Origin of the sequence: Cellulomonas sp. NTE-D12, assembly GCF_027923705.1 — a bacterium.
GTDB lineage: Bacteria > Actinomycetota > Actinomycetes > Actinomycetales > Cellulomonadaceae > Cellulomonas.
The window spans coordinates 551,461-571,123 of record NZ_AP026442.1; the positions used below are offsets into that span (position 1 = coordinate 551,461).

Below are 19,663 nucleotides of genomic sequence, written 5' to 3' on the forward strand. Positions count from 1 at the left end.
CTCAGCGGACCGCCTCGCGCGCAAGCACCAGGTAGCAGCTGGCCGTCCACGTGTACGCGCGGTCCCGCAGCCCCTCGCCGGTCAGCGCGTCGAAGTTCTCCGCGAACCCGTGCGCCTCGCACAGCCGCCGGAACCGCGTGCTGACCTCGTCCGCCGGCCCGTCCCGGCCGGCCCGGCGCAGGCCGTCCACCAGGAGCATCGTCGACGGCGCCCAGATGGGCCCGCGCCAGTACCCGTCGGGCTCGTACTGCGGTGAGTCGGGCCGCTCGGTGGCCGGTCCCCACGGCGTGAGGAACGCGTCCAGCTGCTCGACCAGGGCGTCGACCACGTCGGCCGGCAGGTGCTCGGCGGCCAGCAGCGCGAGGTGGGGGAGCAGGCTGGTGGTGGTGCTGCCGCGACCCGACACGGGGTTCCGGGCCACCAGCGCCGAGCCGGTCCACAGCTGGTCCACCAGCGCCTCGGCGAGCTGGTCGCGCAGCGCCGCCCAGTCCGCGGCGGTCCGCCGGTGCGCACCGTCGGCCGCCGGGTCCGTGCCGGTCTCGGGCCCCGACCCCAGCTCGTCGGCCAGCCCGGCCAGCACGTCGAGCTGCACCACCAGGAACGCCGCGAGGTCCGGCGCCTCCACCACCCGGTCCGTGTCGAACATCGTCGCGTTGTCCCAGCCGCTGTCGTTGCCGTGCTGGTAGTGCGGCAGCACGTGCCCGGGCACGCGGCGGGACGTCAGCCAGAAGTCCGTCCACCGGACCAGCGCGTCGTACAGCTCGCGCAGCGTCGCGGCGTCCAGCGGCTCGTCGAGCGAGGCCCGCAGCCGGGCGACGGCCCAGCCGTGGATCGGCGGCTTGACGAAGTTGTGCAGCACCTCGGAGTGCGTCACCGAGTCCGGCAGCGCGCCCGTGGCGTCCTGGTGGTCGAACGGCAGGAGCAGCTGGTCGAGCGCCTCCGCCGGTCGGCCCGGCGCGAGGGCCAGCGCGTTGAAGCAGTGGTCCCAGCTCCACACCTTGTCCATCCAGTGCTTGGACATCAGCACGGCCTCGCGGCCCAGGAAGCCGGCGGGCCGCACGGTGGCGGACCACATCACGTACGCGGCGAGGGCGGCGGCGGGCGTCGAGCCGTCGCGCCACGGCGCCACCTGGTCGAGGTAGGTGGCGAAGTCGTGGGCGCTCGTCGTGACGACGTCGTCGAACGTCCGCCGCCGCCGGTAGGGGGGTCGGGCCGTCTCCAGCTCCTCGACGACGAGCTCCCACTCGTCGCCGACCACGGTGACGGTGCGGGTCGCCTCGCCCAGCGCCTCGGCACCGAGCACGTCCAGCTCGCCGGTCAGCGCCGTGATGCGGTAGCGGCGTCCCGTCTCGTACGACGTCAGCACCGCCGACCCGTCGATCGGGTCCCGGAACAGGTACAGGCCGGTGAACGGCGTCAGTGACGACGTCGGGTCGGCGAGCACCAGACCGAGCCCGCGACCCCGCAGCCGCACCGCGTCGACCGACTCGAAGGCGGCTTCGACGGTGCCCGCCGCGCCGCCCGTGGCCGCGTCATCGTCCGCCGTCCACGTCAGCACCCCCGGCGTCGCGGTCAGCGTCGTCGCGACCCGCTCCCCGGCCAGCGTCGGCACCAACCGCAGCACCGGGTGCATGCCGGTCTGGTGGGACACCAGGTGCACGTCGTCGGCCCGCTGGTGCAGCCCGATCACCGGCGACAGGTCCAGCCAGGAGCCGCGCCGGCTGAACGGCACCTCCTGCACGTCGAACAGCGGCCCGGCGTCCACCCCCGCGACCGCGGGACTCGTCGCGGCGCTCATCGGACCGGCAGCCAGACGCGCATCTCGCCAGGTTCACGTTCGGCCCACCGGTGGTAGGCGATCAACGGCAGGTCGAGGCGTTCGCCCTGGTCACCGGCCTGCGTTCCGTCGTACGGCCAGGTGCGTTCGGCCGGCGGGACGGCGGTGGCGGCGACGGTGACCCGGCCGTCCCGGCGGACCGGTGCGACGGAGGCGTCGACGACGAGGTCCGCGAGGTCGATCCCGGCCGGCACGTCGGTCTGCTCGGCGCACAGCACCAGCGGCCCGGCCTCGACCGCGACGCAGCCGCGGACGGCGTCGATCCGCCGGTCGGGCCAGGTCAGCCGGGGCGACACGTCGAGCCGGAGCGTCAGCTCGTCACCGGCCTGCAGCACGCGCACGACGGAGACCGACCGCCCGCCGTCGGCACCCAGCGGACCGTCCGGCGTGCTCAGCACGGCGTCCGGGCTCCACGCCGGCACGCGGAACGTCAGGGTGACCGGCGTGGCCGGTGCCTCCAGCACCCGCACCACCACGGCACCGTCGTCCGGGTAGGACGTCTCGACGTCCAGCGCCAGCGTGCTCCCGTCCGCGAGGGTCGTGCGGATGCGGCCGCCGGCATACTGCAGCAGCACCAGCTCCTGGCCGCGGACGGCCGCGGCGTAGGTGTGCCAGCTCGCGAGCGTCCGGGCGACGTTGGTGGGGCAGCACGACACGTCGAACCACGCCGCGCGGCTGCCGCCCTCGGCGCGGGGGCTGACCTGGTCGTCGTCGGACGGCTGGCCCGCCGCCCGCAGGTGCAGGGGGTTGGCGTAGAAGAAGGCCCGCCCGTCCGAGCGCGGGGAGGTGGCGACGACGTTGTACGACGTGCGCTCGATCAGGTCGGCGTACCGCATGTCACCGCTGGCCAGGAACAGTCGCCACGACACCATCGTCGACGCGATCCCCGCACAGGTCTCGCAGTAGGCGCGGTCCGGCGACAGCTCCCAGTCCTCGCCGAACCCCTCGTCCTGGTGCCGGCTGCCCATGCCGCCGGTCAGGTAGGTCCGCCGGGCCACGGAGCGCTCCCACTGCCGGACGACGGCGTCGACCAGCTCGTCGTCCGCGGTGTCGACGCCGACGTCGACCGCCGCTGCCGACAGGTACAGCGCCCGGACGGCGTGCCCGCGCCACACGTCTGCCTCGCGGATCGGCACGTCGTCCTGGAAGTACGCCCGGCCCAGCGGGATGTCGGCGAGGGTGCCGTGCCCGCGCCGGTCGAGGAACAGCCGCGCCTGCTCGGTGTACCGCGGCTCGTCCAGCGCCCGGCCCAGCTCGGCCAGGCCCACCTCGATCTCCGGGTGGCCGCAGATGCCCTGCACACCGTCGGCGCCGAACGTCGTGCACACGTGGTCCGCGGCCCGCCGCGCCGCCTCGACCAGGGCGTCCACGCCGCGGGTCCGCACCCGGGCGACCGCGGCCTGCAGCAGGTGGCCGGTGCAGTACAGCTCGTGACCCATCTCCAGGTCGGAGTACCGCGGCGGCTGGCCGGCGTGCCCGAAGCAGGTGTTCAGGTACCCGTCGTCGTCCTGCGCGGCGACCACCCGCGCGGTGAGCCGCCGGAACGCCGCCTCCGCCCGCTCGTCGCCGGTGCGGCCGGACTCCCAGGCCAGCGCCTCGAGCAGCTTGTAGACCTCGGAGTCGGAGAACTGCCAGCCGGGCCGGTCCGCCCCGGCGGTGCCGCGCGCGGCGACCCGGTCGAAGTTCGCGAGCCAGCCCAGCCGCTCCATCCAGCGCTCGCAGTGCTCGAGCGTCGCGTCGGCGTTGGTCCGCTGCAGCCCGGCCCAGAAGCCGTCGGTCAGGGCCACCTCGTGCAGGCCGAGCGGACGCAGCGCGCCGCGGGCGGGCACCACCGGTCGACCGCCCGTGGGGTCGAGCCGCCGGCTGAGGCCGGCGCGGTCGGCGTCGACGAGGTCCGAGGTCATGGGTGCAGAGCTCCGTTGTCGAGATGAGGGCACGTTGAGGGCACGAGCGGGCACGCCCCGGCGCGGCCGGGCGCCCACCTGAGCCGGTCAGTCCTTGATGGCGCCGGCGACCACGCCCGCGGCGACGTACCGCTGGGCGACCACCAGGAGGATCGCGGCCGGGATCGAGGCGATCACCGCGGTGGCCATGATCGAGTTCCACTCGGTGGTGTTGTTGCCGATGTACTTGTAGATGCCCAGGGTGATCGGGATCAGCCGGCCGTTCCGGTCGATGGTCGACGCGAAGATGAAGTCGGACCACGCCCACAGGAAGGCGAACAACGACACCGTGATGGCAGAGTTCCGGCTGATCGGCATGACGATCGACTGGAACATCCGCCACGTCCCGGCGCCGTCGATGCGGGCGGCCTGCATCAGCTCGTTCGGGATCCCGCTCATGAAGGCGGTGAACAGCAGCACGCCGAACGGCACCGCCACCGTCGAGTCGGCGACGATCAGGCCCCAGACGGTGTTGAGCATCCCGGCCTTGAGGTAGATGACGTAGAACCCCATCGACATCACCACGGCGGGGATCATCTGCACCACCAGCAGCACGAAGTTCAGCGCGCCGGCGCCGCGCGGCCGCAGCTTGGCCAGCGAGTACCCCGCCGGTGCCGCGATGGCCACGGTCAGCACCACGCAGCCGAGGCCCACCAGGAGACTGGTGCCGAGCGCGGGCAGCTGCTGCCGGAACACCGCCTGGTACCCCTCGACCGTCGGGTCCCAGGGGAACCAGTGCGGCGGTGTCGCCCGCATGTCCGACGTCTTCGTGAACGAGACGTTCACCATCCAGTAGACGGGGAACAGCATGACCGCGGTCAGGACCACGCCGACCGCCGTCCGCCAGCCGCTGCGCCTGCTCATGACTGCTTCTCCTGCCGGCGCTGGAGGTAGAGGTACACGAACCCGAACACCAGCGCGATGACGATGAGGACGTTGCCGATGGAGGCGGCCGGTGAGAACGCGGGCTGGCCGGTGCCGAACGCCTGCCGGTAGGACCAGGTGGCGAAGGTGGTCGAGGCGTCCGCCGGACCCCCCTTGGTCATGATCCAGATGATGTCGACGACCTTCAGCGTGTAGATCAGGCCGAGGAGGATCGTCACCGCGGACACGGGGCGCAGCAGGGGGAACGTGATCCGCCGGAACTGCTGCCAGCCGTTGGCGCCGTCCAAGGACGCGGCCTCGTACAGCTCCCCGGGGATGTTCTGCAGGCCCGAGTACAGGATCACCAGGTTGAACGGGATCCCCAGCCAGATGTTGGCGATGATCACCGACCACAGCACCCACTGCGGCGAGGTGAGCCAGTTGATCTGGCTGCCGCCGAACGCCTTGATCACCGAGTTGACGATGCCGTTGTCGCTGTTGAGCATCCACGCCCACGACGAGCCCGAGACGATCAGCGGCAGCAGCCACGGCACCAGGAACATGCCGCGCAGCACGCCGTTGAGCCGGAAGCTGGTACGGAAGAACACCGCCAGCGCCAACCCGATCGTGTACTGGAACAGGATCGACAGCAGCACGAAGAGAGCCGTGTTCACGGCCGCCTTCGCGAACGTGCTCGAGGCGACGATGTCCGAGTAGTTCTTCAGGCCCACCCAGGCGGCGTTGCCCTGGACGAAGGCCCGCGGCGTGTAGTCGTGCAGGCTCAGGTCGATGTTCCGGTACAGCGGGTATGCGTAGAACACGACGAGGTACACGATCAGCGGGGCGATGAACGCGAACGCCGCCCACCGGGTGCTGGCGGCGGGCCGACGGTCCGGCCGGACGGCAGGTGCGCCCGTGCGGGTCGCACCTGCCGTCCGTGCCGTCGTCCCGACCGTGGTGGTCAGGGATTCCATGAGGACAGTCCTTGCGTCGTGCCGGTCAGCCGCGACCGGGCGTCACTTGGTGGCCGCAGCGGCCTTCTGCTGGGCCGCCTTGAGGGCGTCGGCCGGTGTCGCCGAGCCGGACAGCGCGTTCTGCACGGCGGTCCACAGCTGCTCGGAGATCTTCGGGTACTTGGTGCCGAGGTTGTCGCTGGTACGGCCCTTGGCGGCCTTGACCGCGTCGACCCACGGCTGCAGCGAGGAGTCCTTGGCCAGCAGGGCGGTCTGCCCGTCGGCCGTCGGCGGGATGTAGTAGGCGAAGGTGGTCGCCGTCTGCACCATGCCGTCGGTGCTGGTCATGCAGTCGACGATCTTCTTGGTGGTCGCGTACCGCTTGGTGTCCTTCTGCACCGGCATCTCGATGAACTCGCCACCGGTCGGGGCCGGCGCGGCGCCGCCCGTCTTCGCCGGGATGGTGATCACGCCGGTCGGGAACTTCGCCTTCTTGGCGGCGTCCACCTGCCAGGTGCCGTTCTCACCGAACGCGAAGTCGCCGGTGAGGAACTCCTCCCAGGTGGTGTTCTGCGAGTTCTGGATGACGGAGTTCGGCGCCAGGCCCTGCTTGACCCAGTCGGTCCACAGCTGCAGCGCCGCGGTCGCCTCCGGCGAGTCCAGCTGGGTCAGCTTCGCGCCGGCCCCCCAGAACCAGGGGAGGAACTGGAACGAGCCCTCCTCGGTGCCGATGCCCGCGAACGTGATGCCCTTGTGGCCGGCGGCCTTCACCTTCTGCAGCGCGGCGGTCAGGCTGTCCCAGTCCTTGATGGACGTCGGGTCGATGCCGGCCGCGTCGAGGATCGTCTTGTTGTAGTAGAGGGCGAGCGTGTTGGCGCCGATCGGGATGCCGTACGTCTTGCCGTTCATCTGGCCGGCCGCGAGCAGGTTCGGGTCGATCTTCGAGGTGTCGAGGCCGAACTCGTCGGTGGTGGTGAGCATGCCGGTGTCCGCGAGCGTGGAGACCGCCGGGTTGTCCAGCAGGATCACGTCCGGTGCGGTGCCCTCCTGCGCGGCGAGCAGCGCCTGGTTGGTCAGGGCGGTGGTGTCGTACGCCGTGCGCTGCACGGTGACGCCCGCGGCGTCGCCGCAGGACTGGACGCGCTTCGCCCAGCTGGACGACGCGTCGTGCTGGGGGTACGGGTCCCACCAGGTGTAGGTCTTGCTGCCGCCGGCCGCGCTGGCGGTCGCGCCGCCGGCCGTGCCGGCGCTCGACGAGCAGGCCGCCAGGCTGGCGACCGTCACGGCGATGCCCAGCGCGCCGAGGGCGCGCCGGTGGGTGGAGATGCGCATCACGGGGTTCCTCCTTGAATCAGTGATGAGTGCAGCTGCGCCGGTGGGTGGGCCGCCGGCGCATGACGGTCAGCGGGCGCCGGTGGGCGGCGCCGCTGTGCTCCCCCTGTCCACGAGCTCCGGCGAGATGAACCGGACCACGTGCGGCTCTGTGCGTCCCGCCGCCGACTCGATCCGGCGGACCAGCTGGCGCACGGCCATCTGCCCCAGGCGGTCGGGTGCGCTCTCGATCGAGGAGAACGGCAGCGAGAAGGTGCGGGCGAACTCGTCGGAGTAGCGCCCGATGACGGACATGTCCTGGGGAGAGCCGAGGCCGCGCTCGCGCAGCACCGCGGGCAGCGCGGCGGCCGCCGCCTCGTTGTTCACCAGCAGGCCGGTGACGCCGGGGTGGGCGTCCAGCGCCGCGTGCAGGTCCCGCCCGACGTCCGGCTGGTGCGAGGAGCCGAAGATCGCGTGCAGCCTCACGTCGCGCAGCTCGGCCTCCTCCGCCGCCGCGTCCGCCAGGCGCCAGACGTAGGCACCGCCGCGCTCCACCACGTGCTCCGGCTGCGACACCAGCAGCAGCTCGCGGTGCCCCAGCCGGGCCAGGTGCTCGACCATGAGACGACCGGCCTCGGCGAAGTCGAGGTCGAACACGTCGAGGTGGCGGGGGTCGGCGGGGAGCCCGACGAGCGCGCCGGGCTGCTCGGCGGCCCGCAGCACCTCGAGCCGGTCGTCGCGGTCGGCGACGTTGAGCAGCACCACGCCGTCGACCATCCGCGAGTCCGTGATCCGCTTCAGCGCCCGGGCGCCGTCCGGCTCGGACACCAGCAGGATGTCGTAGCCCAGCTCCCGGGCGGTGTTGGAGACGCCGAGGATGTACTGCAGCATCGCCGGGGCGAACTCGTCCTCGAAGAACTGCGCGAGCAGGCCGATCACCTGCGTCTGCGCCGTCGCCAGCGCGCGTGCGCCGGCGTTGGGCGTGTAGCCCAGCTCCTCGACGGCGCGGCGGACGCGCTCCTGGATCTCCGACGACGTCGACTTCTTCCCGGACAGCACGTTCGAGGCCGTGCTGCGGGAGACACCCGCGAGGCGGGCCACGTCCCCGATCGTCGTCATCGTCCATCCTCACGGTGCGGCAGCGAACCGGTTCGCAGATTACGCACACGCGAGCGCGTCAGGCAAGCACGAATGTGGCGCCCGTCACGCCGGATCCCGACGCGCGGGAAGACCTTCCGGCGGCGATAGTGCGCCTGACCTGCAGCGACGTGTCGATCAGGCGCCCAAGAACTGACACCCTCGTTGTCGCGAACTCATCCGCCCGGATCGCCTCGGGCGCTCTCTCGCGGAGAACCGGTTCGCCACGGAGTCCGACGAAGGCGTCGACGCGCGCGAATCACGGCGAGGGCGTCGTCCCCCACGGCGACGCCCCGCCGCTGCGATCAGATCGCCGACCACCCGCCGTCGCACGGGATCACCGCGCCGTTGACGTTGCTCGCGTCGTCGGACAGCAGCCACGTGATCAGCGCGGCGAGCTGGTCCGGCTGCGCCACCGAGGTGACCATCGCCTGCATGAAGGGGCCGAGCACCGCACCGGCGTGCGCCGAGTGGAACGGAGCCTCGATGTTGGTCGCCACCGCGCCGGGCGCCACGGCGTTGCACCGCACCCCGTCGCCCTTGTAGAAGACGGCCGTCGCCTTGGTCAGCCCGTTCACCGCATGCTTCGAGGCCGTGTACGCGACGCCGGACGCCGAGGCCCGCAGGCTCGCCTCCGAGGACACGTTGACGATCGCGCCCTTGCCCGCCGCGAGCATCAGCGGCAGGACCGCCCGGGTGGTGCGCATGGGGGCGGTCAGGTTGATCCGCAGCACCCGCTCCCACGTCTCGTCGTCCACCTCGGCGGGCGGCAGGAACGCGTCCATGATCCCGGCGACGTTGGCCAGGCCGTCCACGCGCCCACCGGCCGCGGCGACCACCCGGTCCACCACCTCCTGTGCGGAGATGTCGCCCGGCACCGTGACGAACGTCAGCCCCGGGTCCTCCTCGACCAGCTCGGTCAGCCGGCTCTCCACGACGTCGGTCGCCACCACCGTGGCCCCCTCACGGGCCAGCCGGAGCGCCGTCGCCTTGCCGATGCCGGAGCCCGCCCCGGTGACGATCACCGTCCGGCCGTCGAACCGACCGGGTACCAGTGCAGCTGCAGGAGACATCGTCGTCCCTCTCGACGCGGGTCCGGACGACCCGGCCGGTCGCCCGCCCTCAGTGCCGACGCTAGGAGTGCCGGAGGGTACCGACAAGCGGTCCCACCACCCCGTCGGGGTGAAGCCCGCGGGCGTGGCGCCCGGTGCGCGCGGGCCGCTCGCGGGAGGGCCCTTCGGCCCTGGCGGTCCTCTGACCAGCGAGAAACGCTGGAGGGGTCACCAGACCGCAACGGAGCGTTCGGAGGACGGGCGATGAAGGCACTCGTGGTGTACGAGTCGATGTTCGGCAACACCCAGCAGATCGCGCAGGCCGTGGCGGCCGGTCTCGGCAAGCACGTCGACGTCGAGGTGACGGAGGTGGGCCTGGCGCCTGACGAGATCTCCGCCGAGCTGGACCTGCTCGTGGTCGGCGCACCGACGCACGCCTTCGGCATGAGCCGCGCCAGCACCCGCGCCGATGCCGTCAAGCAGGCGCCGGGCGGCACGATCGTCTCGACCGGCCGGGGTGTCCGCGAGTGGCTGGAGACGGTGCACCCGGGTGGCGTCGGCACGATGGTCGCCGCCTTCGACACGCGTGTCCGGGCGCCGCTGCCCGGCTCCGCCGCCCACAAGGTCGCCAAGGCGCTGCAGCGCCTGTCCTTCCCCGAGGTGTCCGACCCGGAGACGTTCTGGGTGAAGGACAGCACCGGCCCGCTCAAGGACGGTGAGCTGGAGCGCGCCGAGCGCTGGGGTGCCGACCTGGGGCTGTTGGTGAACAGCCGCTAGGCCGCACCCGCGTCGGCCGTCAGCTCGCGCTCCGCGCCAGCCGCTCGCCGTCACAGCCCGACGAGCAGCGGCCGCCTTGCCGCGGCCCGGGTGCGCAAGGCTGCAGCCCGATCGAGACGGCGAGACGCCCTGGACCACCGAACGGTCCGGGGCGTCTCGTTGTGACTGGTGCCTGCTGCGTCAGCGCAGGACGGCGGCCAGCACCCCGGTGACCAGGAGCGTGGCGAGCGACCAGGCCACCACGCTGCCGACGACGTAGCCGACGAAGGCGAGCCGTCCGGCCCGGTCAGGGCCGTAGCTGGGGGTGCGGCCGAAGTAGATCTGCTCGCCGAGGTCGCGGATGCGGGCGGCGGCACGGCGGGCGAGCTGGGGCTCGACGCGCGCCAGGGACAGCGTGGTCATGGTGGTGCGCTCCTTGTGGGTGCGTGGCGACGGGTGCCGGGGTTGCCGACGTGTCCCATGGTCGCGGGACGCCACCATGATGTCATGGGCGTTAAGGCCTATGACTCATGACCTGCCTGGTCGGACGCGAATCTCGCTGCTCGGGACACCGCGTCCCGCGGTGCGGTCAGCTCGTCGCGCGATCCCGTCCGAAGGCGTCGCCGAGGATCGACTCGGTGTGCAGCGCGCACACCCACGTCCCGTCCCGCCGGACCCAGGTCGAGGTGTCCGCGGCGTCGAGCGAGACGTCCTCCCCGTCCACCTCGAGGTCCTCGTGCACCCGGTACGCGACGACGGCGACGTCGTCCGCCACCCTGTGCGCCACCACGTCCGTGATCTCGTACGAGCGCAGCACCCAGCTGTCCGACATCAGCATCGACGTGAACATCGCCCGGTCGATCGTCGCGGCACCGCTGGCCCCGGCCACCATGGTCGGCTCGTCGCACAGCGCGGCGGCCGCCGCGGCATCCCGCTCCACCATCGCGTCCCAGAACCGCTCCTCCAGCGATCGCATCAGCCCGGTCAGCTCGTCGTCCGCCATCTCGACCCCTCCCCGATGTCGTCGCGCGCCCGACGGGTGCGCCGCCGGGCCAGCATCGCGCCGACCACCGACACACCACCTCAGCCGCCGGCCGTACCGTCCTCGAACCAGGCGGGCGTCGGTTCGAGCAGCTCCGCGAGCCAACCGGGCACCGCGTCGGACCACTCGGCCGCCTCCTGCGGTGGTGCGCCGTGCAGCGCCCGTCGCCACGCCAGCGCGCGCCCGACGCACCCTGTCCACGCCGCGAGCCGGGCCAGTCGCACCCCCTCGGGTCCCTCGACCTCCCACCCGGACAGGTAGGCGTCGCGCGTCGCGCGCAGCGCGGGGTGGTCGGTGGGCAGCCCCGACGTGGCGGCCATGCTGCGCAGCGTCACCAGGAGGCTGGTGAAGGGGTGCGCGACGCAGGCATCTCCCCAGTCGAAGAACCGGTCGGGGCGGCCCGGTCGGTCAGCGGGCAGCACGTTGCCGGGGTGCAGGTCGTCGTGCTGCACGCTGACCGGCTCGCGCCCGAGCGTGCCGCCACCGGCCGCGAGCTCGGCGCAGGCGTCCGCGAACGCCGGCCGCAGGCGCAGCAGGGCGGCCCGGACAACGCCGTCGAGCGGCAGCAGCGGGTCGTCCAGCAGCTCGTCGAGCAGCGCGGGCAGTGCCGTGGGTCGATGGTCAGGGACGCCGAGCGCGAGCAGCTCCGGGGTGTGCGCCGCCACCGCCCGCTGCAGGCCGGCGTACCGGCGCACGAAGCGGGTCCAGCCCGCCGGTTCCGCCCCGTCGGCCCGCTCACGCAGCGGCGTCCCACCGTCCGGCAGCAGCAGCCAGCCCTCGTCGTCGTCCGTCGCCAACGGGGTGAGCACCAGGTCCGGGACCCACGCCGCGAGGGCCCGGTTCAGCGGCGCTTCGTAGCCGGTCCGGCCGCCGCACGCCTTGACCCACACCACCCCGCGGTCCACCGGTAGCCGGTGCACCGCCGACCAGGGCCGTCGCTTGACCAGCTCCGGCGTGCCGGTGGGCGCCGTGCCGAGCTCGAGCAGCCGGTCCGTCGCCCACGCCAGTGCGCGGTCGGTCGGTCCAGCGCTCGCCACCCCAGGCCGCATGGCGCAGACGGTAACCGCGCTCCGCCTGGTCCGGCGCGGATCCAGCGGGCCGAACCGACGAACGAGGCCCGGCCGTCCACCCTCCGTGGACGACCGGGCCTCGTCGGACCGGGTGCTGCTCCGGCCGCGATCAGGCCGCGATCAGGTCGAACGCGTTCCCCTCGGGGTCGGTCAGCGTGACCCACCCGCTGCCGGCGCTGACGCCGCCGAGGCGGCGGGCGCCGAGCCGCACCAGTCGCTCGGACTCGCGCAGCAGGTCGGCCGTCACCAGGTCGAGGTGCAGGGCGTTGCGGGCCGGTCGGCCGTCGGTGACCTGCTCGAAGACGATGCGCGGCAGACCCTGCGCGGCGTCGTCGAGCAGCTCGGCATGCGCCGACGAGGCGCCGGGGGCGACGTCACGGCCCAGCGCGGCGGCCCAGAAGAGGGCGGTCGACTGCGCGTCGTAGGCATCGAAGGTCAGTCCACGGAAGGTGGCCATGGGGATCTCCTCACGGTGGGAAGGGTGGTGGGGGAGGGCGGTCGGCGGGAACGTGCCGGGCGGCCACCGGGACGGGTCAGGCGCCCGCCCCGTACTGCGCGAGCAGCGACACCGGCTGCCAGTCGCGCCAGGTAGCCACGCGCTCCTCGTAGTCGGCCGTGGCCATGCCGAGCGGCGCCGCGCCGAAGAAGACGCGCAGCGGCGGGTTCTCGGCGTCGACCACCCGGAGCAGCGCCTCGGCCGTGTCCCTCGGGTTGCCTCGGTCGGCCACCCGGGTCGCGCGCCAGGCCGCCGCCTGGGCGTGCGCCTCCTCGTAGGCCGGCAGGGGCGCGGCCTGCCGGGCCGACGGGCCGGCGAAGTCCGTGGCGAACCCGCCCGGCTCGACCAGAGTCACGTGGATGCCGAACCCGGCGACCTCCCGGGCCAGCGACTCGCTGAACCCCTCGAGCGCCCACTTGGAGGCGTGGTACGCCCCGATGCCGGGGGCAGCGACGATCCCGCCGATCGAGGACACCTGCACGATGTGCCCGCCGCCCTGCTCGCGCAGGTAGGGGAGCGCAGCCTGGGTGACCCAGAAGGCGCCGAAGAGGTTGGTCTCCAGCTGGTCGCGCAGCTCGGCCTCGGACAGCTCCTCGATGAAGCCGAACTGCCCGTAGCCGGCGTTGTTCACCACGACGTCGAGGCGGCCGAAGTGCTGGTGTGCCTGCGCGACGGCGGCGAGGTCGGCGTCTCGGTCCGTCACGTCGAGCTGGATCGGCAGCACCGCGTCGCCGAAGCGCTCGACCAGGTCGTCGAGGGTGGAGACGTCACGGGCGGTGGCGGCGACGCGGTCCCCGCGCTGCAGGGCGGCGACCGCCCACTCGCGGCCGAAGCCGCGGGACGTGCCGGTGATGAACCAGGTCTTCATGGTGGTTCCCTTCGAAAGATGCCGACGCTGCGCCGGTGGGCACGGGGTGCGGGCTGCGGGCTGCGACGGGGTGCCGGTGGCCGAGCGGGGACCGGCGGTCGACGCTCCGACCGGGTACGCGTACCCTGTAACGGAGGCGACTATCGTTTGTGGTCACCACCATAAGCGGAGGTTCCTCCGGTACGCAAGGGCAATTGCCCGCCGAGCACGCAGGACGACGACCCGCAGGACGACGACGCAGGACGACGACGAAGGAGCAGCACTCGTGAGCACCGCAGCAGCCCGGCCGCAGCGCGCGGACGCGCAGCGCAACCGCGAGAAGCTGCTGGTGTGCGCCGCCACGGCACTCGCGCACGACGGCGACGTGCCGCTGGAGTCGATCGCCGAGCAGGCCGGGGTCGGCATCGGGACCCTGTACCGGCACTTCCCCAACCGGAACGCGCTGGTCGAGGCGGCCTACCGGCAGGAGGTCCAGCAGCTGTGCGACGCGGCGCCGGCCCTGCTCACCCCCGACCGGTCCGGCGTCGACGCGCTGCGCGAGTGGATGGGGCGTTTCGTCCGCTACGCCGCCGCCAAGCGCGGCATGGGCGCGGCGCTGCGCGCGGCGGTCGGCTCCGACTCGCCCCTGTTCGGCGAGACACGCGGCCGGATCGTCGACGCGATCGGCGTGCTCCTCGCCGCCGGCCAGGCCGACGGCTCCGTCCGCCCGGACGTCACCGCCGAGGACGTGATGTGTGCGATGTCGGCCGTCTGGATGGTCCCGGACGGCGACAGCTGGGCGCCGCAGGTGCGCAAGCTGCTCGACCTCGTCGTCGACGGCCTCCGCTTCGGCGCCCCCGCCTCCGACTGACCGCCCGGGCCGCGTCGGCTAGTCCGCCACCGCGTCGTCGTCCGCCTCGAGCTCCTCGAGGACCTCGAACGGCGACTCCACCTCGCCCCGCCAGGCCTCGACGCCTTCCCGCACCGCCAGCGCCGCCACCACCAGCGCCGCCACCGAGTCCGCCCACTGCCAGTGCAGCAGGCTGTTCGCCAGCAGGCCCACCAGCACGGTGCCCGACAGCTGCATGCACACCAGCAGCTGCCGGGAGTCGGCGACGACGCTCGCCGAGCCCAGCTCCCGCCCGGTGCGCCGCTCCAGCCACGCCAGCACGGGCATCGTCACCAGGCTGAGCGCCGCGATCCCGATGCCGACGGTGCTGTGCTCCACGCGCTGCACACCCGTGAGCGTGAGCACCGACTCGACCGTGACGTAGGCCGCGAGCAGGAAGAACGCCACGGCGACCAGCCGGGCGGTCAGCGCGTCCCACCGTTCGGGGTCGCGCCTGCTGAACTGCCAGGCGACGGCGACGGCGGACAGCACCTCGACCACGGAGTCCAGCCCGAACCCGAGCAGTGCCGCCGACGACGCGGCCGCCCCGGCGCCGATCGCCACCGCCGCCTCGAGCACGTTGTACGTGATGGTGGTGGCGACGATCCGACGGACCCGACGGTGCAGCACGGCCCGCCGTTCGGCGCCGAGCGTCGGGCGGGCGGGGACGGGCGTGGTCACCGGGGGAGGGTCCATCGCCGGAGCCGCGGTGTCCAGCCGGGCGTCGTCGCCGCGGGCCTCAGTCCTCCGCGGCACGCTCCTGCGGGACGATCGGTGCCGGCTGCGGACGCTTCGGCCTGCGGGCGTCCCCGCTCGACGACCGCCGCAGCCGCCGTGTCGCCCACGGGTAGGCGTGCACCCGCAGCCAGCGGGCATCGGCCCGCAGCTGCTCCACGCGGGGGACCGGCGGCAACGGTGCCAGCGGGTCGTCCCAGTCGTCCCGGTCCGGCGGCAGCCCGAGCGCGACCAGAGCCGCCTGCGCCACCCGCGCGTGCCCGTCGGTGGTCAGGTGGATGCGGTCGTCGGCCCACATCCGCCAGTCCGCCAGGGAGCGCATGCCCCACAGGTCCACCACGTGCGCACCGTTACGGCGCGCGATCGACCAGATGTGGGTGTTGTACACGCCCACGCGCGGCCGGATCCGGCGCACCAGCGGGCTCTCCTTGGTGTCGTACCCGGTGCCCAGCAGCACCTCGATGCCGGCGGACCGCAGCTTGCGCACGGCGTGCTCGAGGTCACGAGCCAGCCGGTCCGGGTCGCCGGTGGGGCGGAGCAGGTCGTTGCCGCCGCCGACCAGGCTCACCAGGTCCGGCTTCAGGTCGAGCGCCACCGGCACCTGCTCCCGCAGGATCGGGCGCAGCAGCCGGCCGCGCACCGCGAGGTTCGCGTACTCCAGCGGCTGCTCACCCGCGGCCGTCCGCCGCTCGGACAGCCGGGACGCCAGCACGTCGGCCCAGCCGCGCTGCGGGGCGTCCGGACCTGCCGGGCTGTCCCACAGGCCCTCGGTGAACGAGTCGCCCAGGGCGACGTACCGGGTCCAGGGGGGAAGGTGGTCGCGCACCGGGACATCTTGCACACGCGTACCGACGCCGTGCAGGCCTCCGGCGCACCGGTCGGCTCAGGGCAGCTGCCAGTCCACGGGGTCGGCGCCCTGGGCCACCAGCAGCTCGTTGACCCGGGAGAACGGACGCGAGCCGAAGAAGCCGCCGTGCGCGGACAGCGGACTGGGGTGCGCGCTGCGGACGATCGGCACGTCGCCCAGCGCCGGTGCCAGGGTCTGCGCGTCCCGACCCCACAGCACGGCGACCAGCGGCCCGCCACGCTCGACGAGGGCCGCGATCGCCCGGTCGGTCACCGCCTCCCAGCCCTTGCCCCGGTGCGACGCGGGCGCGCCGGCCCGCACGGTGAGCACCCTGTTGAGCAGCATCACGCCGCGGTCGGCCCACGGGCTGAGATCGCCGCAGCTCGGCCGCGGCACGCCCAGGTCGTCGACCAGCTCCCGGAAGATGTTGTCCAGCGAGCGGGGCAGCGGTCGCACGTCGGGCTGCACCGAGAACGACAGGCCCATCGGGTGGCCCGGCGTGGGGTAGGGGTCCTGCCCGACCACCAGCACGCGCACCTGGTCCAGCGGCCGCGTGAACGCCCGCAGCACCGCGTCGCCGGCCGGCAGGTAGGTGCGGCCGGCGGCGAGCTCGGCGCGCAGGAAGTCGCCGGCCGCACGGATCTGCGGCTCGACGGGTGCGAGGGCCGCCGCCCATCCCGGGTCGATCAGCTGGTCGAGCGCTGCGGGTGCCACGGTCCGCACGGTACCCAGTGCAGCAGGTACGCACGCGGGTGCCCGCGGAGCGGCGGCCGCGAGGCGAATGACACCGGTGTCGTTCGAGCCGTACGCTGGGCGCCGGTACGACGAGAGGGGACCGGCATGGACGTCGCAGCAGCGCGCAGCCTCACCGTGGAGCTGTCGGAGCCGGTCGAGGGCTCGACGGGCCTCAGCGAGCGGGACCAGCAGGTCCTCACGTTCGAGCGGCAGTGGTGGAAGTACGCCGGTGCCAAGGAGCAGGCGGTCCGCGAGCTGTTCGACATGTCGGCGACGCGGTACTACCAGGTGCTCAACGGGTTGCTGGACGACCCGGCGGCGCTCGCGTTCGACCCGATGCTGGTCAAGCGGCTCCGTCGGCTGCGCTCGTCCCGCCAGCGGGCCCGCACGGCCCGTCGGCTGAGCGCCGACGCGTGAGCGCGGGGCGCGCGGGGTTCACGGACTGAGCCGTTAGCCTTCTCGCCGTGAGCAAGGCCGCCTACCCGTACCCCGCCGACGAGTTCGACGCGCAGCCGGATGCGGGCGCACCCCGCGGCGTGCACCGCGCTCCCCGCTCGGCATGGAGCCGCTGGTGGCCCTTCCTGCTGGTGATCGTCCTGGTGCCGCTCCTCGCCTGGGGTGCCGTCACGTGGATGTCCAACCACGGCGGTCTGCCCAACCTCGCCGTCCCGGCCGTGACCGAGACCCCCGCCGAGTCCCCCTCGGCCGCCGAGTCCGGTGCCGCCACCGCCAGCGCGCCCGCGTCCACGGCGCCGAGCAGCGCACCGGCCAGCCCCCCGGCGTCGTCGTCCGGCACGGTCGACAAGGCAACCCCCGTGAAGGTGCTGAACGCCTCGGGCCTCTCGGGTGCCGCCGCGACCGCCGCCACCAAGCTGACCAAGGCCGGGTTCACCTCGGTCACCACGGGCAACAGCCCCAGCAGCACCAAGCAGAGCGTCGTCTACTACGCCACCGCGGCTCAGCAGCAGACGGCCGCGCTCGCGGCGTCGACGCTGGGCATCAGCACCGTCACGCTGTCGGCCGCGCAGGCCGGCACGGGCATCACGGTGGTGCTGGGCTAGCAGCCGCTGGGGGGCTCCCGACGGAGTCCTCGTCGTGCCGCTGACGACCGTCGGCGGCTTGCACTCTCCAGGGTCGAGTGCTAACCATTGGGCTAGCACTCTCCTGGTGAGAGTGACAGAAGTACCGGCCGTCAGATGAGGGCCGTCAGCCGCGGGACGTGACTGCGGACGGCGGGCCCGTCCGTCGCGGGCATCGGACGGCCACCCCCAGAACCCAGCAGAAGGATCGATAGCCCCATGGCCAAGATCATCGCCTTCGACGAGGAGGCCCGTCGCTCCATGGAGCGCGGCCTGAACATCCTCGCCGACACCGTCAAGGTCACCCTCGGCCCCAAGGGCCGCAACGTCGTGCTCGACAAGAAGTGGGGCGCGCCGACCATCACCAACGACGGCGTCTCCATCGCCAAGGAGATCGACCTCGAGGAGCCCTTCGAGAAGATCGGCGCCGAGCTCGTCAAGGAGGTCGCCAAGAAGACCGACGACGTCGCGGGCGACGGCACCACCACCGCCACCGTCCTGGCCCAGGCGCTCGTGCGCGAGGGCCTGCGCAACGTCGCGGCCGGCGCCAACCCGATCGCGCTGAAGCGCGGCATCGAGAAGGCCGTCGAGGCCGTCACCACTCAGCTCCTGGCTCAGGCCAAGGAGGTCGAGACCAAGGAGGAGATCGCCGCCACGGCCGCCATCTCCGCCGGCGACCAGGCGATCGGCGACCTGATCGCCGAGGCCCTCGACAAGGTGGGCAAGGAAGGCGTCATCACCGTCGAGGAGTCCAACGCGCTGGGCCTCGAGCTCGAGCTGACCGAGGGCATGCGCTTCGACAAGGGCTTCCTGTCGGCGTACTTCGTCACCGACCCGGAGCGCCAGGAGGCTGTCGTCGAGGACGCGTACGTCCTCCTCGTCGAGTCCAAGATCTCCAACGTCAAGGACCTGCTGCCGCTGCTGGAGAAGGTCATCCAGGCCGGCAAGCCGCTGTTCATCGTGGCGGAGGACGTCGAGGGCGAGGCCCTGGCCACGCTCGTCGTCAACAAGATCCGTGGCACCTTCAAGTCCGTCGCCGTGAAGGCCCCGGGCTTCGGCGACCGCCGCAAGGCGATGCTGCAGGACATGGCGATCCTCACCGGTGGCCAGGTCGTGTCCGAGACCGTCGGTCTCAAGCTCGACACGGTCGGCCTCGAGGTGCTGGGCCAGGCCCGCAAGATCGTCGTGACGAAGGACGAGACGACGATCGTCGAGGGTGCCGGCGACGCGGCGCAGATCCAGGGTCGCGTGACCCAGATCCGTGCCGAGATCGAGAACTCGGACTCCGACTACGACCGCGAGAAGCTGCAGGAGCGCCTCGCCAAGCTCGCCGGCGGCGTGGCCGTCATCAAGGCGGGTGCGGCCACCGAGGTGGAGCTCAAGGAGCGCAAGCACCGCATCGAGGACGCCGTGCGCAACGCCAAGGCGGCCGTCGAGGAGGGCATCGTCGCCGGTGGTGGCGTGGCCCTCATCCAGGCCGGCAAGCTCGCGTTCGAGAAGCTCGAGCTCGAGGGTGACGAGGCGACCGGTGCGCAGATCGTCCGGCTGGCGATCGAGGCCCCGCTGAAGCAGATCGCGATCAACGCCGGCCTCGAGGGCGGCGTCGTCGCGGAGAAGGTCCGCAACCTGCCGACCGGTCACGGCCTGAACGCCGCGACCAACCAGTACGAGGACCTGCTGGCCGCCGGCGTCAACGACCCGGTCAAGGTCACGCGCTCGGCGCTGCAGAACGCGGCGTCCATCGCGGCGCTGTTCCTCACCACGGAGGCCGTCGTCGCCGACAAGCCGGAGAAGTCGGCCCCGGCCGGCCCCGGCGGTGGCGAGGACTTCGGCGGCGGGTTCTGATCCGCTGAGAGCTCGTTGAGCAGTACCGGGCGGCGCGTGCGCCGCTGAACGTCGAGGGGCCGGTCACCTGCGGGTGGCCGGCCCCTCGTGCGTGTGCGCTGGTCCTGGTCGGTTGTCCAGGTGCGGGCTGTGGAACGGCTGTGTCCACTGAAATTCTTGCTGACTCTTGCTGCAAGGACTTGCTGCCGGATACCGTGCGATCCGTCCGAATCTGCGCACACCGAC

Annotated in this window: 20 protein-coding genes; 5 read left to right on the forward strand and 15 right to left on the reverse strand. The window is 72.8% G+C overall.

Going from position 1 to position 19,663, the window contains the following annotated elements:
• Position 1: 1 nt before the first annotated feature.
• The 7 genes from QMF98_RS02580 to QMF98_RS02610 all read right to left on the reverse strand — a co-directional run bounded on the left by QMF98_RS02580 (position 2) and on the right by QMF98_RS02610 (position 9,118).
• On the reverse strand, positions 2–1,798 hold the full coding sequence (locus QMF98_RS02580; protein WP_337974519.1) for an amylo-alpha-1,6-glucosidase: 1,797 nt from the start codon (positions 1,796–1,798) through the stop codon (positions 2–4).
• Entirely contained in the window at positions 1,795–3,741 is a 1,947-nt protein-coding gene (locus tag QMF98_RS02585) for a glycoside hydrolase family 127 protein (protein ID WP_337974520.1), read from the reverse strand. Before QMF98_RS02585 ends, QMF98_RS02580 begins: the two co-directional genes overlap by 4 nt.
• Positions 3,742–3,828: 87 nt before the next feature.
• Complete coding sequence (locus QMF98_RS02590) at positions 3,829–4,644, reverse strand: carbohydrate ABC transporter permease (protein ID WP_337974521.1); 816 nt, start codon at positions 4,642–4,644, stop codon at positions 3,829–3,831.
• Complete coding sequence (locus tag QMF98_RS02595) at positions 4,641–5,618, reverse strand: carbohydrate ABC transporter permease (RefSeq protein ID WP_263731553.1); 978 nt, start codon at positions 5,616–5,618, stop codon at positions 4,641–4,643. Before QMF98_RS02595 ends, QMF98_RS02590 begins: the two co-directional genes overlap by 4 nt.
• A gap of 42 nt (positions 5,619–5,660) precedes the next feature.
• Complete coding sequence (locus QMF98_RS02600) at positions 5,661–6,929, reverse strand: sugar ABC transporter substrate-binding protein (protein ID WP_337974522.1); 1,269 nt, start codon at positions 6,927–6,929, stop codon at positions 5,661–5,663.
• A gap of 69 nt (positions 6,930–6,998) precedes the next feature.
• Entirely contained in the window at positions 6,999–8,027 is a 1,029-nt protein-coding gene (locus QMF98_RS02605) for a LacI family DNA-binding transcriptional regulator (protein WP_337974523.1), read from the reverse strand.
• 323 nt (positions 8,028–8,350) lie between these two features.
• The gene (locus tag QMF98_RS02610; protein WP_337974524.1) at positions 8,351–9,118 is read right to left on the reverse strand and encodes an SDR family NAD(P)-dependent oxidoreductase; all 768 of its coding nucleotides are present in this window, start codon (positions 9,116–9,118) and stop codon (positions 8,351–8,353) included.
• A gap of 243 nt (positions 9,119–9,361) precedes the next feature.
• On the opposite strand from QMF98_RS02610, the gene QMF98_RS02615 reads away from it, so the two are divergent.
• Entirely contained in the window at positions 9,362–9,874 is a 513-nt protein-coding gene (locus QMF98_RS02615; protein ID WP_337974525.1) for a flavodoxin family protein, read from the forward strand.
• 180 nt (positions 9,875–10,054) lie between these two features.
• Here the strand turns inward: QMF98_RS02615 and QMF98_RS02620 are convergent, their stop codons facing one another.
• The 5 genes from QMF98_RS02620 to QMF98_RS02640 form a co-directional block, all read right to left on the reverse strand.
• Positions 10,055–10,276 (reverse strand): hypothetical protein, encoded by a 222-nt coding sequence (locus QMF98_RS02620; protein ID WP_337974526.1) that lies wholly within the window; start codon positions 10,274–10,276, stop codon positions 10,055–10,057.
• 166 nt (positions 10,277–10,442) lie between these two features.
• Entirely contained in the window at positions 10,443–10,856 is a 414-nt protein-coding gene (locus QMF98_RS02625) for a nuclear transport factor 2 family protein (protein ID WP_337974527.1), read from the reverse strand.
• 80 nt (positions 10,857–10,936) lie between these two features.
• Entirely contained in the window at positions 10,937–11,944 is a 1,008-nt protein-coding gene (locus QMF98_RS02630; RefSeq protein ID WP_337974528.1) for a phosphotransferase, read from the reverse strand.
• Between the two features lie 130 nt (positions 11,945–12,074).
• Positions 12,075–12,422, reverse strand: a complete 348-nt coding sequence (locus QMF98_RS02635) for a VOC family protein (RefSeq protein ID WP_291761493.1) — start codon at positions 12,420–12,422, stop codon at positions 12,075–12,077.
• 76 nt (positions 12,423–12,498) lie between these two features.
• Positions 12,499–13,329 (reverse strand): SDR family oxidoreductase, encoded by an 831-nt coding sequence (locus QMF98_RS02640; RefSeq protein WP_337974529.1) that lies wholly within the window; start codon positions 13,327–13,329, stop codon positions 12,499–12,501.
• 265 nt (positions 13,330–13,594) lie between these two features.
• Between QMF98_RS02640 and QMF98_RS02645 the strand changes: the two genes are divergently transcribed.
• On the forward strand, positions 13,595–14,179 hold the full coding sequence (locus QMF98_RS02645; RefSeq protein WP_337974530.1) for a TetR/AcrR family transcriptional regulator: 585 nt from the start codon (positions 13,595–13,597) through the stop codon (positions 14,177–14,179).
• A gap of 18 nt (positions 14,180–14,197) precedes the next feature.
• On the opposite strand, the gene QMF98_RS02650 is transcribed toward QMF98_RS02645, so the two are convergent.
• The 3 genes from QMF98_RS02650 to QMF98_RS02660 are packed head-to-tail and all read right to left on the reverse strand — an operon-like array spanning position 14,198 to position 16,493.
• Entirely contained in the window at positions 14,198–14,893 is a 696-nt protein-coding gene (locus QMF98_RS02650) for a cation efflux transmembrane domain-containing protein (RefSeq protein ID WP_490715639.1), read from the reverse strand.
• Positions 14,894–14,936: 43 nt separating this feature from the next.
• Positions 14,937–15,758 carry an SGNH/GDSL hydrolase family protein gene (locus QMF98_RS02655; RefSeq protein ID WP_337974532.1) on the reverse strand — a complete coding sequence of 274 codons (822 nt, stop codon included), beginning with the start codon at positions 15,756–15,758 and terminating at the stop codon, positions 14,937–14,939.
• Between the two features lie 57 nt (positions 15,759–15,815).
• The gene (locus QMF98_RS02660; protein WP_337974533.1) at positions 15,816–16,493 is read right to left on the reverse strand and encodes a uracil-DNA glycosylase; all 678 of its coding nucleotides are present in this window, start codon (positions 16,491–16,493) and stop codon (positions 15,816–15,818) included.
• 126 nt (positions 16,494–16,619) lie between these two features.
• Between QMF98_RS02660 and QMF98_RS02665 the strand changes: the two genes are divergently transcribed.
• From QMF98_RS02665 to groL, 3 genes are all read left to right on the forward strand, one after another.
• A complete protein-coding gene (locus QMF98_RS02665) occupies positions 16,620–16,931 on the forward strand; it encodes a DUF3263 domain-containing protein (RefSeq protein WP_337974534.1) in 312 nt (103 codons plus the stop codon).
• 47 nt (positions 16,932–16,978) lie between these two features.
• Positions 16,979–17,575 carry a LytR C-terminal domain-containing protein gene (locus tag QMF98_RS02670; RefSeq protein ID WP_337974535.1) on the forward strand — a complete coding sequence of 199 codons (597 nt, stop codon included), beginning with the start codon at positions 16,979–16,981 and terminating at the stop codon, positions 17,573–17,575.
• Between the two features lie 237 nt (positions 17,576–17,812).
• Entirely contained in the window at positions 17,813–19,438 is a 1,626-nt protein-coding gene (gene groL, locus QMF98_RS02675) for a chaperonin GroEL (protein ID WP_337974536.1), read from the forward strand.
• Positions 19,439–19,663 lie beyond the last annotated feature (225 nt).